This window comes from Citrobacter sp. Cf125, assembly GCF_030333935.1.
GTDB lineage: Bacteria > Pseudomonadota > Gammaproteobacteria > Enterobacterales > Enterobacteriaceae > Citrobacter > Citrobacter freundii.
On the sequence record NZ_JAOWEY010000022.1, the window covers coordinates 406,234 to 420,190 of the forward strand.

General features: G+C 51.8%; 16 protein-coding genes. 7 read left to right on the forward strand and 9 right to left on the reverse strand.

The annotated features are described in order from the left end of the window. Positions 1 to 51: 51 nt before the first annotated feature. On the reverse strand, positions 52 to 771 hold the full coding sequence (fadR, locus tag OGV89_RS06075) for a fatty acid metabolism transcriptional regulator FadR (RefSeq protein ID WP_003020931.1): 720 nt from the start codon (positions 769 to 771) through the stop codon (positions 52 to 54). A gap of 236 nt (positions 772 to 1,007) precedes the next feature. Between fadR and nhaB the strand changes: the two genes are divergently transcribed. The 3 genes from nhaB to OGV89_RS06090 all read left to right on the forward strand — a co-directional run bounded on the left by nhaB (position 1,008) and on the right by OGV89_RS06090 (position 3,676). Continuing rightward, on the forward strand, positions 1,008 to 2,552 hold the full coding sequence (nhaB, locus tag OGV89_RS06080; protein WP_003020934.1) for a Na(+)/H(+) antiporter NhaB: 1,545 nt from the start codon (positions 1,008 to 1,010) through the stop codon (positions 2,550 to 2,552). Between the two features lie 141 nt (positions 2,553 to 2,693). Further along, positions 2,694 to 3,224, forward strand: coding sequence for a disulfide bond formation protein DsbB (dsbB, locus tag OGV89_RS06085; RefSeq protein ID WP_003020937.1), 531 nt, complete (start codon positions 2,694 to 2,696; stop codon positions 3,222 to 3,224). Positions 3,225 to 3,334: 110 nt separating this feature from the next. Further along, positions 3,335 to 3,676, forward strand: coding sequence for a TehB family protein (locus tag OGV89_RS06090; RefSeq protein ID WP_003020940.1), 342 nt, complete (start codon positions 3,335 to 3,337; stop codon positions 3,674 to 3,676). Between the two features lie 29 nt (positions 3,677 to 3,705). On the opposite strand, the gene ycgN is transcribed toward OGV89_RS06090, so the two are convergent. From ycgN to OGV89_RS06105, 3 genes are all read right to left on the reverse strand, one after another. Continuing rightward, positions 3,706 to 4,152 (reverse strand): cysteine cluster protein YcgN, encoded by a 447-nt coding sequence (ycgN, locus tag OGV89_RS06095; protein ID WP_003020944.1) that lies wholly within the window; start codon positions 4,150 to 4,152, stop codon positions 3,706 to 3,708. Positions 4,153 to 4,244: 92 nt separating this feature from the next. Then, positions 4,245 to 4,904 (reverse strand): fumarylacetoacetate hydrolase family protein, encoded by a 660-nt coding sequence (locus OGV89_RS06100; protein ID WP_048217905.1) that lies wholly within the window; start codon positions 4,902 to 4,904, stop codon positions 4,245 to 4,247. 69 nt (positions 4,905 to 4,973) lie between these two features. Continuing rightward, the gene (locus tag OGV89_RS06105; protein ID WP_003020949.1) at positions 4,974 to 5,267 is read right to left on the reverse strand and encodes a YcgL domain-containing protein; all 294 of its coding nucleotides are present in this window, start codon (positions 5,265 to 5,267) and stop codon (positions 4,974 to 4,976) included. 126 nt (positions 5,268 to 5,393) lie between these two features. On the opposite strand from OGV89_RS06105, the gene minC reads away from it, so the two are divergent. Genes minC through minE form a run of 3 tightly spaced genes read left to right on the forward strand, consistent with a single transcriptional unit; the run spans position 5,394 to position 7,207 of the window. After that, positions 5,394 to 6,101 carry a septum site-determining protein MinC gene (minC, locus tag OGV89_RS06110; protein ID WP_003844062.1) on the forward strand — a complete coding sequence of 236 codons (708 nt, stop codon included), beginning with the start codon at positions 5,394 to 5,396 and terminating at the stop codon, positions 6,099 to 6,101. A 23-nt stretch (positions 6,102 to 6,124) separates the two neighbouring features. Further along, entirely contained in the window at positions 6,125 to 6,937 is an 813-nt protein-coding gene (gene minD / locus OGV89_RS06115) for a septum site-determining protein MinD (protein WP_003020956.1), read from the forward strand. 3 nt (positions 6,938 to 6,940) lie between these two features. Next, on the forward strand, positions 6,941 to 7,207 hold the full coding sequence (gene minE, locus OGV89_RS06120) for a cell division topological specificity factor MinE (RefSeq protein ID WP_001185666.1): 267 nt from the start codon (positions 6,941 to 6,943) through the stop codon (positions 7,205 to 7,207). An 86-nt stretch (positions 7,208 to 7,293) separates the two neighbouring features. Here minE and OGV89_RS06125 read toward each other — a convergent pair whose 3' ends face one another. Next, the gene (locus OGV89_RS06125) at positions 7,294 to 8,211 is read right to left on the reverse strand and encodes a LysR family transcriptional regulator (RefSeq protein WP_043016057.1); all 918 of its coding nucleotides are present in this window, start codon (positions 8,209 to 8,211) and stop codon (positions 7,294 to 7,296) included. Between the two features lie 103 nt (positions 8,212 to 8,314). Here OGV89_RS06125 and OGV89_RS06130 point away from each other — a divergent pair, with 103 nt between their 5' ends. Then, positions 8,315 to 9,400: a tartrate dehydrogenase gene (locus OGV89_RS06130; RefSeq protein ID WP_044711053.1), complete on the forward strand. Its 1,086-nt coding sequence runs from the start codon at positions 8,315 to 8,317 to the stop codon at positions 9,398 to 9,400. A gap of 50 nt (positions 9,401 to 9,450) precedes the next feature. Here the strand turns inward: OGV89_RS06130 and rnd are convergent, their stop codons facing one another. From rnd to tsaB, 4 genes are all read right to left on the reverse strand, one after another. Beyond that, complete coding sequence (gene rnd, locus OGV89_RS06135; RefSeq protein WP_286558602.1) at positions 9,451 to 10,566, reverse strand: ribonuclease D; 1,116 nt, start codon at positions 10,564 to 10,566, stop codon at positions 9,451 to 9,453. Positions 10,567 to 10,650: 84 nt separating this feature from the next. After that, the gene (gene fadD, locus OGV89_RS06140; protein ID WP_141401078.1) at positions 10,651 to 12,336 is read right to left on the reverse strand and encodes a long-chain-fatty-acid--CoA ligase FadD; all 1,686 of its coding nucleotides are present in this window, start codon (positions 12,334 to 12,336) and stop codon (positions 10,651 to 10,653) included. A gap of 204 nt (positions 12,337 to 12,540) precedes the next feature. Continuing rightward, on the reverse strand, positions 12,541 to 13,125 hold the full coding sequence (locus OGV89_RS06145) for a Slp family lipoprotein (protein ID WP_003020975.1): 585 nt from the start codon (positions 13,123 to 13,125) through the stop codon (positions 12,541 to 12,543). 94 nt (positions 13,126 to 13,219) lie between these two features. After that, positions 13,220 to 13,915: a tRNA (adenosine(37)-N6)-threonylcarbamoyltransferase complex dimerization subunit type 1 TsaB gene (gene tsaB, locus OGV89_RS06150; protein WP_046671124.1), complete on the reverse strand. Its 696-nt coding sequence runs from the start codon at positions 13,913 to 13,915 to the stop codon at positions 13,220 to 13,222. Positions 13,916 to 13,957: the final 42 nt, after the last annotated feature.

The window sequence follows — 13,957 nt, forward strand, 5'->3', positions numbered from 1 at the left end:
GCTTTGTAGGCCGGATAAGACGCTTTGGCGTCGCCATCCGGCTTTGAGCGATTAACGGCCCTGAATCGCCAAATCGCCCGGCAGATTCTTCTGCATACGATGCCAAATCTCGCCACTGTCGTGACCGTAGCGGCGCACCGTTTCATACACCTGCTCATGAGCACCCTGCTCGCAGAGTTCTGACAGCTTGTGGTAGAAGCTCAGCGCCAGCGCGCGCGCTTCCGGGTTGGCAAAATAATGGCGGCCAATGCGGGTATATAATCCTTTCATACCGTTGAGGATCAAACCGTAAATCGGATTGCCGGAGGCAAAGGCCAGACCGCGGAAAATGTTATAGTCCAGATCGGCAAATGCGTCAGCGTGGTCAGCCACCTGATTTGCCGTCGCCAGAACCTCCTGTGCTTTATCAGGATGCTGGCGAAACGCAGTACGAACAAAGATCGTCGAAATATTGGTACGCACAGACAGCAGATTATCAATCAGCTGCGGAACACTCTCGTGATCGAGGCGCGCCAGCGTTTCAAGAATATTCAGCCCGGAAGTTTCCCAGAAGTTATTTACCTTCGTCGGTTTGCCGTGTTGAATGGTCAACCAGCCATCTCGCGCCAGACGCTGCAATACTTCGCGTAGCGTGGTACGTGTCACCCCAATAAGTTCGGAGAGTTCACGTTCAGCGGGCAAAATAGTGCCAGGTGGGAAGCGGTTATTCCAGATACTTTCAATGATGTACTCTTCCGCGAACCCAGCCGGGCTTTGCGCCTTAATGACCATAGTAAAAATTCCATTACACAGCAAAACATAGTTACACACATCATACCAGATGGGTATCTTAGCTGATAGCTGACGCAATGAAGAAAAAGTGGATCAAGGCTTCATTTTCCAAATAACGCTACAGTACAGCCAACCTTGCCAGTCTTGTGAATAGCTTGCCTGTACTCCCTCCTCCCGCTAAGCTTTGCGGTCAAACATAAAAATATGATTTCATTTTTAAAGGTAGGGAAATCACCATGGAGCTATCATGGGGCCGCGCGATGTGGCGCAATTTTTTAGGTCAATCACCAGACTGGTACAAACTTGCACTGCTTGTTTTCTTAGTCGTTAACCCGATTATTTTTTTCATCAACCCTTTTATCGCCGGCTGGTTGCTGGTGGCCGAGTTCATTTTCACGCTGGCGATGGCGTTAAAATGCTACCCACTGCTGCCTGGCGGGCTGTTGGCTATCGAAGCTGTCATTATTGGTATGACCAGCGCAACGCATGTTCGTGAAGAGGTTGCCGCAAACCTTGAGGTGTTATTGCTGCTGATGTTTATGGTGGCAGGCATCTACTTTATGAAGCAGCTGCTACTGTTTATTTTCACGCGTCTGCTACTCACTATTCGCTCCAAAACGCTGCTGTCGCTGGCATTTTGTGTTGCGGCCGCTTTCCTCTCGGCGTTCCTTGATGCGCTGACCGTCGTGGCCGTGGTAATCAGCGTTGCGGTCGGTTTTTATGGCATCTACCATCGCGTTGCCTCTTCCCGCGCGGAAGACAACAACATGCTCGATGACAGCCATATCGATCAGCACAATAAGGTCGTTCTTGAGCAGTTCCGTGGTTTTCTGCGTAGCCTGATGATGCACGCGGGTGTCGGTACGGCGTTAGGCGGCGTGATGACCATGGTGGGCGAGCCACAAAACCTGATTATCGCCAAAGCGGCTGGCTGGCATTTTGGCGACTTCTTCCTGCGCATGTCGCCGGTTACCGTCCCGGTACTAATTTGCGGCCTGTTAACCTGTGTACTGGTCGAGAAATTGCGCTGGTTTGGCTATGGCGAAACGCTGCCGGAGACCGTCCGTGATGTCCTGCAACAGTTTGACGATCAGAGCCGCCAGCAACGTACCCGCCAGGACAAAATCAAACTGATTGTCCAGGCGATTATTGGCGTCTGGCTGGTAGTTGCGTTGGCCCTGCATCTGGCTGAAGTAGGATTGATCGGTTTGTCAGTCATCATTCTGGCAACCTCCTTGACGGGAGTCACCGACGAACATGCGATAGGTAAAGCCTTTACCGAGTCGCTGCCCTTCACCGCCCTGCTGACCGTGTTCTTCTCTGTTGTTGCGGTGATTATCGATCAACAGCTCTTTTCGCCGATCATTCAGTTCGTATTGCAATCCTCAGAACATGCCCAACTGACGCTGTTCTATCTCTTCAATGGCCTGCTGTCTTCTATTTCTGATAACGTATTTGTCGGCACCATTTACATTAACGAGGCCAAAGCCGCGCTGGAACAGGGAACCATCAGCCTCAATCAGTATGAGCTGTTAGCGGTGGCGATCAATACCGGGACCAACCTGCCTTCGGTGGCCACGCCAAACGGCCAGGCTGCATTCCTGTTCCTGCTGACCTCTGCACTGGCGCCGTTAATTCGCCTCTCGTATGGTCGCATGGTGTGGATGGCTCTGCCTTATACTCTCGTCCTGACGCTCGTCGGTCTGCTTTGCGTCGAGTTCACGCTTGTCCCGGTGACCGAGTGGATGACCCAAACGGGCTGGTTAGCTACACTTTCATAACAATTAACCGGGCAAATCACTGCCCGGTTTGACTTTTTGCATGATAATTATCCGATTACGCAAATTTTCAATTCCCGCTAGTGGCGCATAAAGTGAATTGGTTTAAACTGCGGTCTCTACGCATGTTGCAGGGAAATGATTATGTTGCGATTTTTAAACCAGTGCTCCCGAGGTCGTGGGGCATGGTTATTGTTGGCGTTAACCGCCTTTGCGCTGGAGCTCGTTGCGCTGTGGTTCCAGCACGTCATGCTGCTAAAACCTTGCGTGTTGTGTATTTACGAACGTAGCGCATTATTTGGCGTGATGGGTGCAGGGCTGGTGGGTGCTATTGCACCAAAAACACCGCTGCGTTATGTGGCGATGATAATCTGGATTTACAGTGCCTGGCGCGGACTTCAGTTAGCATATGAGCACACCATGATTCAGCTGCACCCATCCCCGTTTATGACCTGTGATTTTGCCGCTCGCTTCCCAAGCTGGCTGCCATTGGACAAATGGCTGCCGCAGGTGTTTTTAGCGTCCGGTGACTGTGCTGAGCGTCAGTGGTCTTTTTTAACCCTGGAAATGCCGCAGTGGCTGTTGGGGATCTTCGCCGCCTACATGGTAGTCGCCGTGCTGGTGGTGATAGCACAGCCGTTCAAACCGAAAAAACGTGACCTCTTCGGTCGCTAACAGAGACGCTCCTTCGGGAGCGTTTTTTTTGGCTTAAATTCATTGCCTGCTGGCATCTATAAGATGTATATTAAATACATCTTATAGATGCCACACCAAGGAGATGTCTTATGTCCCATTTACGCATCCCGGCAAACTGGAAAGTTAAACGCTCTACTCCCTTCTTTACCAAAGACAATGTCCCCGCAGCACTTCTTTCTCACCATAACACTGCAGCAGGCGTTTTTGGCCAGCTTTGTGTGATGGAAGGTACGGTAACGTATTACGGTTTTGCCAATGAAGACGCAAAAGAGCCTGAAGTAAAAGTGGTGATTAATGCCGGTCAGTTCGCGACCAGCCCGCCGCAGTACTGGCATCGCGTTGAATTAAGCGACGACGCCCAATTCAACATCAATTTCTGGGTTGAAGATGACAACCATGGAGATGAGATGTATCAGGCGAAAAAGTCTTAAGCCCTTACGCCTGCTAATCGATGGGCGGCTTAGTCCGCCCATGAAGGTTTGTTCAAAATATGGTCCTGCCAGTCACGCACTTCCGATTCTTTCACCGCAATATGACGTACTGAAATACGCTCGCCGTGCATTGCCGCTTTGGACCCCGTCAGCAGTGGATGCCACTCCGGCAGCCCTTTACCTTCCGCTAACAGACGATACGCACAGGTCATCGGCAGCCATTCAAAGGTAGGCAGATTATCGCGCGTCAGTTTGATACAGTCAGGCTCGTACTCGAATCGGCGTTCGTAATTACGGCATTGACAGGTTTTGATATTGAGCTGCTTACACGCGACGTTGGTAAAATAAATTTCGTCGGTGTCTTCATCCATCAGCTTATGCAGGCAGCATTGACCACACCCGTCACATAATGACTCCCACTCGGCATCGGTCATTTCATCCAGGGTTTTACTTTGCCAGAAAGGTATGTCGCTCATCAGGGTATCCGCTATTGCAATAAAGCTGCACCTTATAACCAGTCTGGCACGCTGATGCAAGTTTTGCCGCCCGAAAAGGCGGCAAAAAGAGATTACAGCACACGTGTCGTCAGCGTTTGACCATGAAAACTGATGGCCAGCTCATCACCGCTGTTTAACGGCCCAACACCTGCTGGCGTCCCCGTCAACACAACATCGCCCGCTTTGAGAGTAAAGAAACGGCTCATATAGGCAATCAAAGGAACGATGTGATGGATCATATCCGCCGTGGAGCCGTGCTGGCGTGTTTCACCGTTGACCGTTAACCCCAGCATCGTATCCTGCGGATCGCCGTTAAACTCGGCCACCGGAATAAAACCCGACAGCGGACAAGAGTTATCAAAACCCTTCGCTTTTTCCCACGGCTGCCCCGCTTTCTTCATTTTGCCCTGAATATCACGCAAGGTCAGATCCAACGCGACGCCATAGCCCGCGATGGCTTTGCGCACATGTTCTTCCGTCGCCTGACGTAGGGTCGCGCCAATCAGTACCGCCAGCTCAACTTCATGATGAACTGAACCCATATCAGATGGGATCACCAGCGGCTGGCGCAAATCGCACAGCGCAGTTTCCGGTTTGATAAACAACACCGGCTCTTCCGGAGGGGTTCCGCCCATCTCTTTAATATGGTTGGCATAGTTACTCCCCACGCAAACCACCTTACTCACCGGATAATCCAGCAGAGCACCATGCCAGTTATGATGTTGATACATTATTTTCCCCTAACGTAGTTATCGATTTCAGGTACTGCATCGATGGGGCGTGCTTCTGCCGGATGCAGTTTAACGTTTAGCGTCTGGTGTATTTTGTTTCGCCGCAGCCAGATGCTGTTTAAGTAAATCTTCTGGCGGTGGTGGTATTTGTAAATAATATCCCTGCTCGGTGAGTGCCTGTTTTACTTTTTCCAGATCGGCATTAACGAGCTTTTTACGGCCATCAAGCGGCAACATCATTGCCAGCGTCGGCTGACCAAATCCTTTCATCAGTTCTTCAGGAACTCGCGAGAAATCGTCTTTTTTTTCGACATATAAATAGGTCTGGTCACGTTTACTGCTTCGGTAGATCACACAAAACATATCTTTTACTCTGAATTCACGGAATGGTGGCTTGCCTCAATATAATACTGACTATAACATGCCTTATAGTCTTCGGAATATCACCCCGCGCTGGGGATGATAAATAGCAAATTGAGTAAGGCCAGGATGTCAAACACGCCAATCGAGCTTAAAGGCAGTAGCTTCACCTTATCAGTGGTTCACTTACATGAAGCAGAACCCGAGGTTATTCGTCAGGCGTTGGAAGACAAAATCGCGCAGGCACCTGCTTTTTTAAAACATGCTCCCGTCGTGGTTAACGTGAGTGGTCTTGAAAGCCCGGTAAACTGGTCAGCGTTGCAGAAAGTTGTCGCGTCTACTGGATTGCGCATTATCGGCGTTAGCGGATGCAAAGACGCCAGACTCAAGGCTGAAATCGACGAAATGGGTCTTCCTTTACTGACTGAAGGTAAAGAAAAAGCTATTCGTCCTGCGCCCGTTGAGGCCCCGGCTCACGTCGCTCCGCCGCAAAACGTTACTCCCATCACAAAAACACGATTAATAAATGTGCCGGTTCGTTCCGGTCAGCGCATTTATGCACCACAATGTGATCTGATTGTTACAAGCCACGTCAGTGCAGGCGCAGAGCTTATCGCTGATGGCAATATTCATGTTTATGGAATGATGAGAGGCCGTGCGTTGGCAGGCGCTAGCGGTGATCGGGAAGCGCAAATTTTTTGTACCCATCTGACGGCAGAACTGGTGTCTATCGCAGGTGTTTATTGGCTGAGTGATAAAATCCCAGCAGAATTTTATGGCAAAGCGGCACGTCTGCAATTAGCAGAGAACGCTTTGACAGTTCAACCGTTGAATTGATCCCTTTTTAACAAGGAATTTCTATGGCACGCATTATTGTTGTTACTTCGGGTAAAGGGGGCGTTGGCAAAACCACCTCCAGCGCGGCCATCGCTACAGGTTTGGCCCAGAAGGGAAAGAAAACTGTCGTTATTGATTTTGATATCGGCCTGCGTAACCTTGATCTGATTATGGGTTGTGAACGCCGCGTCGTTTATGACTTCGTCAACGTTATTCAGGGAGATGCGTCGTTAAATCAGGCGTTAATCAAAGATAAGCGTACCGAAAATCTCTTTATTCTTCCGGCCTCACAGACTCGCGATAAAGACGCGCTGACGCGTGAAGGCGTCGCGAAAGTTCTGGACGATCTGAAAACGATGGAATTCGACTTCATTGTCTGCGACTCTCCGGCGGGTATTGAAACCGGTGCGCTGATGGCCCTGTATTTTGCCGATGAAGCGATAATCACCACTAACCCGGAAGTTTCCTCTGTACGTGACTCTGACCGTATTCTGGGTATTCTGGCGTCGAAATCTCGTCGTGCGGAAAACGGTGAAGATCCGATTAAAGAGCATTTGTTGCTGACGCGCTACAACCCTGGCCGCGTAAATAAAGGTGACATGCTGAGCATGGAAGACGTACTGGAAATTCTGCGAATCAAGCTGGTTGGCGTGATTCCTGAAGATCAGTCAGTCCTGCGCGCGTCTAACCAGGGTGAGCCGGTTATTCTCGACATCAATGCCGATGCCGGTAAAGCCTATGCTGATACCGTAGACCGTCTGTTGGGAGAAGAACGTCCTTTCCGCTTCATTGAAGAAGAGAAGAAAGGTTTCCTCAAACGCCTGTTCGGAGGATAAGTTATGGCATTACTGGATTTTTTTCTCTCGCGGAAAAAGAGCACAGCGAACATCGCTAAAGAGCGACTGCAGATTATTGTTGCGGAACGCCGTCGTAGTGACGCCGAGCCACATTATTTACCGCAGTTGAGGAAAGATATTCTCGAGGTTATCTGCAAGTATGTACAAATTGATCCTGAAATGGTCACCGTACAGCTTGAGCAAAAAGACGGCGATATTTCTATCCTCGAACTTAACGTGACATTACCTGAAGCCGAAGAATCTAAATAACGGCTTTGCTCAGAGAGTCATCGTTACAAAAAAGGCAGATTATTCTGCCTTTTTTATTTTCTGTTTCTTGCCAGGCTGCTGCACCTTTATTCCAAAGTAAACTTTGGATAGTTTTCGGTAAAATAGCGGCGCAAATACTCAACCGTAATACGGATTTTTGCCGACGTCGCCAGCCGGGAAACATAAACCGCCCAAATATTTGCTGGTTGATAATACTCGGGCAATATGTGTATCAGGTTGCCGCTGGCAATGTTGTCGCAAACGTCCCACCATGACCGCAGAGCTATTCCCTGCCCATCAAGGCACCACTGATGTACCACTTCGCCATGATTAGACGACAAAGGCCCCGTAACTTTAATCGAATGCGCGCCCTCTTTATTGCGCATTTGCCAGATACCAAACGGATGGTCGCGCTCTTTGATGACCAGACAAGGAAAAGTGGAGAGATCGTTGAGTTGCTTCGGCGTCCCATGCTGCCTCACAAATTCCGGCGAGGCGCACAGAATACGGTAGTTAGTCGCCAGCTTGCGGGCAATCAGGTTCGGCGCGATATCATCCCCGATACGAATATCAAGATCGACGCCCTCATTCACCATATCCACCAGGCGGTCTTCAACATCGAACCGCAGTTCTAATTGCGGATACTCTTTTGCCAGCGCAGACAGCGCCGGAGCCACCACCCGGCGGCCAAAACCAAAGCTACTAATAATACGTAGCATCCCCTGCGGGATCTGCCTGGCATCTGATAGCTCGTCCATCATCTGATCGACATCCTGCAGGATCCGCTGCGCCCATTCGTAGATCCGCTCCCCCTCTTCCGTGATGGTTACGCGACGCGTTGTCCGGTGCAGCAGCACTACATTCAGCGTTTGCTCCAGCAGGGCAACGCGCTTACTGATAAAAGCCGGTGATACGCCCAGCTCTTCGGCAACGGCGGCAAATCCTGCACGACGGGCAACCAGCATAAAGACGCGTAAATCATTTAGCAGCGGCAGATTATTCATGATCTGTGTTTTATGTTTCACCAGTTAGGGGGATTAACTATTAATCAGTCAATTATAGGATAAGGGGAAAGTCAATTTTGATGGCGCACAAGTGAGAGCTGCTATGAAGAAAACCTGGCGTATCGCCGCTATCCCCGGAGATGGCATTGGTAAAGAAGTCCTGCCTGAGGGCATTCATGTTTTGCAGGCAGCCGCCGAGCGTTGGGGGTTGTCGCTCAGCTTTGAGCAAATGGAATGGGCCAGCTGCGAATACTACGCCCATCACGGCAAAATGATGCCCGATGACTGGCATGAGCAGTTGCAATCCTTCGATGCTATCTATTTTGGCGCGGTTGGCTGGCCGGACACCGTGCCTGACCACATCTCATTATGGGGTTCGCTGCTTAAGTTTCGCCGCGAATTCGACCAGTACGTCAACCTGCGCCCGGTGCGCCTGTTTCCGGGAGTTCCTTGCCCACTGGTTGGCAAGCAGCCTGGCGACATTGATTTCTACGTCGTACGCGAAAACACCGAGGGAGAATACTCTGCCCTCGGCGGACGCGTGAGCGAAGGTACTGAACACGAGATGGTGATCCAAGAGTCGGTCTTCACCCGCCGTGGCGTCGACCGAATTTTGCGTTATGCCTTTGAACTGGCACAAAGTCGACCACGCAAAACGTTGACTTCGGCGACCAAATCCAATGGGCTGGCCATCAGCATGCCCTACTGGGATGAACGCGTCGAAGCGATGGCGTCACACTATCCTGAGATCCGCTGGGATAAACAGCATATTGATATTCTGTGCGCCCGCTTTGTCATGCAGCCTGAGCGATTTGACGTCGTGGTTGCTTCCAACCTGTTTGGTGACATCCTCTCCGATCTCGGTCCAGCCTGTACCGGAACGATTGGCATTGCGCCTTCTGCCAACTTAAATCCGGAACGCACCTTCCCGTCCCTGTTCGAGCCGGTACACGGTTCGGCCCCGGATATCTACGGTCAGAATATCGCCAACCCTATAGCGACTATCTGGGCTGGAGCCATGATGCTCGACTTCCTTGGCAACGGTGATGCCAACTATAAAGCCGCCCACGACGGTATTCTGGCGGCAATTGAGCAGGTCATTGCCAGCGGCCCGAAAACGCCAGATATGAAAGGCTTCGCCACCACCCAACAGGTAGGTGAAGCCATTCGTCAGGCACTGTGTCGCTAACGCGAATCCGATTAAAAACGGGAGCGCCAGCTCCCGTTTTTTTAGGTTTTCTACTGTGGGTATTCTTGCAGCAGCGCGTTGAGTCGTTCTGCCATCAACTCGCCACGCCAACCGGAAATCAGCTCCGGCAGAGTCTGCTGCGGCTTTAATTTCCAGTGCCAGTTGAGCAACTGGTTAATCTGACGACGCGAAGCAAGCAGCTCGACGCTAAGATTATGTTCCGCACTCACTTCAGCAACCAGCGTCTTAATGGCTTTGAACGCCTTGCGATAGCCTGGCATATCCATCAAATTCAGCAGCGGCTGCGGCAGCGACTCTTCCGGTAAGGCCTGTGCCTTTTCTACCAGGGAGATCAGCGTCTTGCCGTGGAAGCGAATTTCACTGCCGGAAAGTCCCAGACTATCCAGCTCACCCATACTGCCCGGCATATAACGAGCGACCGACCACAGGTGTTCTTCACGCACCACAAAGTTCACCGCCAGATCGCGCTCACGAGCTTTACGCAGTCGCCAGTCGGCAAGCAGCTGCAGGCAGGCCAACTGACGGGTACGCAGTTGCCAGGCGTTGGTGATGTCGCGCCATGCGTCTTCAGGCGCCAGAACCTCCTGGCGACGCTGCTGCATTAAGCGACATTCGTCCAGTGCGGCTGGCAGCCAGCCGCTGGCTTCAGTTTCGACCATCAGTTTTGTGGTGATCGGTAATAGATACCAGACATCAGCCGCCGCGTACTCACACTGACGCTCGGTCAGCGGTCTGGCCAGCCAGTCGGTACGCGACTCGCTTTTGTCGAGCGCCACGCCCGTAAACTCTTCCACCATCGCGGCAAAACCCCACGACAGCGGACGACCGCAAAAAGCAGCCAGAATTTGTGTATCAATCAACGGCTGCGGCAGTTCGCCAAAAGTGTTGAGAAACACTTCCAGATCTTCGCTACATGCATGTAGGAATTTGGTGATGGCAGTATCACGCAGAATATCGCGCAGCGGCGACCAGTCGGTGATCCCCTGCGGATCAATCAGAGCAACGTGTTTGCCATCAAACAGCTGGATCAGCCCCAACTGCGGATAATAGGTACGCGTGCGAACAAATTCTGTATCCAGGGCTATCGCCGGAAATTCACGGACGGCTTCGCACAGCGTGGCCAACGCGTCGTCCGTGGTGATCATTTGATAATTCAAATCGTGCTCTCTTAGGTTTGCGCCAAAAAAAACGCCGGATTACCCGGCGTTTTCTGCTGGCTGACTTAACGCTCAGCCTTTATTGTCCACTTTGGCGCGCGCTTCGTCACGTAATTCTCGTCGCAAAATTTTACCGACGTTAGATTTCGGCAACTCATCGCGAAACTCCACCAGCTTCGGTACTTTATAGCCCGTCAGGTGACGACGACAGAAAGTGACCAGCGCTTCATCGGTTAACGAGGCGTCTTTCTTCACCACGAAAATTTTCACCGCTTCACCGCTGCTGCCGGACGGAACACCAACCGCAGCCACTTCGTGCACGCCAGGATGTTGCATAACCACGTCTTCAATTTCGTTCGGATAGACGTTAAAGCCGGACACGAGGATCATGTCCTTCTTACGATCGACAATACGCAGGAAACCTTCATCATCCATCACTGCAATATCGCCGGTGTGCAGCCAGCCGTCTTTGACGATTTCGTCAGTGGCGTCTGGTCGCTGCCAGTAGCCCAGCATCACCTGCGGGCCTTTCACGCAGAGCTCCCCCGGTTCTCCCGGCGGCACTTCGTTGTCGTCGTCGTCCACCAGCTTGACCTCGGTGGAAGGCACCGGTAACCCGATACTGCCGCTGTGGTAGTCGATATCGTGAGGATTGACGCTTACCAACGGCGCGCACTCCGTCAGGCCGTAGCCTTCCAGCAGATACTGACCTGTCAGCTTCACCCAACGTTCAGCTACCGCCTGTTGAACCGGCATTCCGCCGCCTGCCGAGAGGTGGAGTGAAGAGAAATCCAGTTGCTGGAACTCTTTGTTATTCAGCAGCGCGTTAAACAACGTATTGACACCGGTCATCGCGGTAAATGGATACTTCGCCAGCTCTTTTACCAGCCCCGGAATATCACGCGGGTTAGTAATCAGCAGGTTTTGACCACCTAGCTCAATAAACAGCAGGCAGTTCATCGTTAGCGCAAAAATGTGATACAGCGGTAGGGCCGTTACCACCAGTTCTTTACCCGGATGCAGCAACGGGCCATAGGTGGCGTTAACCTGCTCCAGGTTAGCCAGCATGTTGCGGTGTGTAAGCATCGCGCCTTTCGCCACGCCGGTTGTCCCGCCAGTATATTGCAGGAACGCCAAATCTTCCGACACGACTTCGGGCTTCACATACTGCATGCGATAACCGTTTTGCAGCGCACTGCGAAACGAGATGGCATCCGGCAGGTGATATTTCGGCACCAGACGCTTGATATACTTGACGACGAAGTTAACCAGCGTCCCTTTGGCGGTGGACAGCTGATCGCCCATACGCGTCAGGATCACGTGTTGCACAGACGTTTTATCGACTACTTTTTCCAGCGTGTGGGCAAAGTTAGATACGATGACAATCGCCGACGCACCGCTATCGTTGAGCTGATGTTCCAGCTCGCGAGGCGTGTACAGCGGGTTTACGTTCACGACGATCATGCCGGCACGTAAAATCCCAAACAGTGCGACCGGATATTGCAGCAGATTCGGCATCATCAGCGCGACGCGATCGCCCTTTTTCAGCCCGAGCCCCTGTTGCAAATAAGCGGCAAACGCACGGCTACGCTCTTCAAGCTTGCGGAAGGTCATCACCTCCCCCATGTTTACAAACGCGGGCTGATCGGCATACCGTCTTACTGAGTGTTCAAAGAGTTCCACCAGGGATTGATAACGGTCAGGATTGATCTCCGCAGGAACACCAGCGGGATAACGGTTAAGCCAAACCTTTTTCAATACATCACCTCTAAAATGCGTATTCGTCGTCATCACAACCCCAGACAATAAACAAACTATTAACATAATATTAACTCAGCGTACCAGTTTGTTTATTACACAAAGACAAGGTTGCGAAGCACGTCACTATTTATTTTTCTTATATCCACGTTAATGCAGAAACAGCGGACAGGCCGCTGTTTCTTTTACCAATAAAACAAAGAGTTACTCTGTTACTATGGTCTGAACCTGTGCCGGGCCGGGATTGTACCAGCCCCATCCGCCATAGCCACCGTAAGGCCAGCCACGCGCACCGTAGAACCAGGGGTCGATAGGCTGAGGCGGCATGACAATCTGCTGAGTAATATGCCAGCGTTTATAACCGGTTACCTGCATCAGCATGAATTTATACGGCGTATTACCTATTTTTCCGTCCACCGTACCGCTAATCGGGCCGACGACGGTGACCAGTTGCCCGCGAAAGTCCACCGGGTCGAGGAAGCCATTTACGTCAGCATAAATCCGCCCGCGAGAGGCTTCACCCAGCACTGGACGCGCACCACTATCGAGCGGAACGGTAGCAATTTCCAGACGGGATTTTCCCTGCTGGTTCTGAATATCCACCACTTTGCCACCAAAACGCGCTTCCTGTCCGACATACAGCTGCGGCGCATTCATCACCCGCACCAGATCCTGCTGCGGCATCGGGCTCGAACCTTTAATCGCATCCGGGATGGTGACGCAGCCGCTAAGCATTAACGCCAAGGCCCCCGCCAACACACCTTTCAATAACTGCTTTTGCACCGCCATATTGCGACTCCCTTTTCTTAGCTTCTGCCCCGGCCTGTTCACAATACTGTGCACCGACGTCTATGAAAATTAACCGGGGATGTACTACTAAGATTCATTCTTTACCGGGAAGTTTCTTCCACGCCACGGTGTTACGTAAATAAACCGGTTCCGCGTGTTCGACCGCTACGGTCTTACCCGCAGCCAGCATTTGCGTGGCGACAGGCAGCATATCTTCAGCCGCAGGAAGCAGCACGTCACCATCGCTGAACGTCAGACCGCTGTCTTTACCAAGCTCAGGCCAGGCTGGCCATCCCGTCCCAACAGTTACCCACTCGCCAGAAAGCTGCAGTAAACGCTCATGTACCTGCTCGGGGGTTAACACCGCTTCGGTTTCTTCACCGTGCCAGTTGCCGTTGTCATCACGCTGGTATTCGGCCCAGTAGACTTCGCCCATTCGCGCATCAATCGCCGCCAGTACACGAGTCGCGCCCGACTTACGCCAGGCGCCCTGCGCCATGGTCGCCAGGGTGGAGACGCCGATCATCGGTAAGTTTGCGCCTAACGCCAGCCCCTGAGCAATGCCAATACCGATACGTACGCCGGTGAAACTGCCGGGACCGCGACCAAACGCCAGGGCGTCGATATCGGTTAACGTGAGATCGCCAGCGGCCAGGATTTCCTGAACCATCGGTAAAATTCGTTGGGTGTGTTCTCGTGGGCAAAGCTCAAAGTGAGCCTTGATAGTACCGTCATTCCACAGGGCAACAGAGCACGCCTCTGTGGCGGTATCGATAGCCAGAATTCGCATGGGTGTTTGTGATCAGATCAATAAATTTGGCGCGCATCTTAC

Coding starts and splice junctions, on each gene's coding strand:
- fadR (WP_003020931.1), bottom strand. CDS start 771: ATGGTCATTAAGGCGCAAAGCCCGGCTGGGTTCGCGGAAGAGTACATC.
- nhaB (WP_003020934.1), top strand. CDS start 1,008: ATGGAGCTATCATGGGGCCGCGCGATGTGGCGCAATTTTTTAGGTCAA.
- dsbB (WP_003020937.1), top strand. CDS start 2,694: ATGTTGCGATTTTTAAACCAGTGCTCCCGAGGTCGTGGGGCATGGTTA.
- OGV89_RS06090 (WP_003020940.1), top strand. CDS start 3,335: ATGTCCCATTTACGCATCCCGGCAAACTGGAAAGTTAAACGCTCTACT.
- ycgN (WP_003020944.1), bottom strand. CDS start 4,152: ATGAGCGACATACCTTTCTGGCAAAGTAAAACCCTGGATGAAATGACC.
- OGV89_RS06100 (WP_048217905.1), bottom strand. CDS start 4,904: ATGTATCAACATCATAACTGGCATGGTGCTCTGCTGGATTATCCGGTG.
- OGV89_RS06105 (WP_003020949.1), bottom strand. CDS start 5,267: ATGTTTTGTGTGATCTACCGAAGCAGTAAACGTGACCAGACCTATTTA.
- minC (WP_003844062.1), top strand. CDS start 5,394: ATGTCAAACACGCCAATCGAGCTTAAAGGCAGTAGCTTCACCTTATCA.
- minD (WP_003020956.1), top strand. CDS start 6,125: ATGGCACGCATTATTGTTGTTACTTCGGGTAAAGGGGGCGTTGGCAAA.
- minE (WP_001185666.1), top strand. CDS start 6,941: ATGGCATTACTGGATTTTTTTCTCTCGCGGAAAAAGAGCACAGCGAAC.
- OGV89_RS06125 (WP_043016057.1), bottom strand. CDS start 8,211: ATGAATAATCTGCCGCTGCTAAATGATTTACGCGTCTTTATGCTGGTT.
- OGV89_RS06130 (WP_044711053.1), top strand. CDS start 8,315: ATGAAGAAAACCTGGCGTATCGCCGCTATCCCCGGAGATGGCATTGGT.
- rnd (WP_286558602.1), bottom strand. CDS start 10,566: ATGATCACCACGGACGACGCGTTGGCCACGCTGTGCGAAGCCGTCCGT.
- OGV89_RS06145 (WP_003020975.1), bottom strand. CDS start 13,125: ATGGCGGTGCAAAAGCAGTTATTGAAAGGTGTGTTGGCGGGGGCCTTG.
- tsaB (WP_046671124.1), bottom strand. CDS start 13,915: ATGCGAATTCTGGCTATCGATACCGCCACAGAGGCGTGCTCTGTTGCC.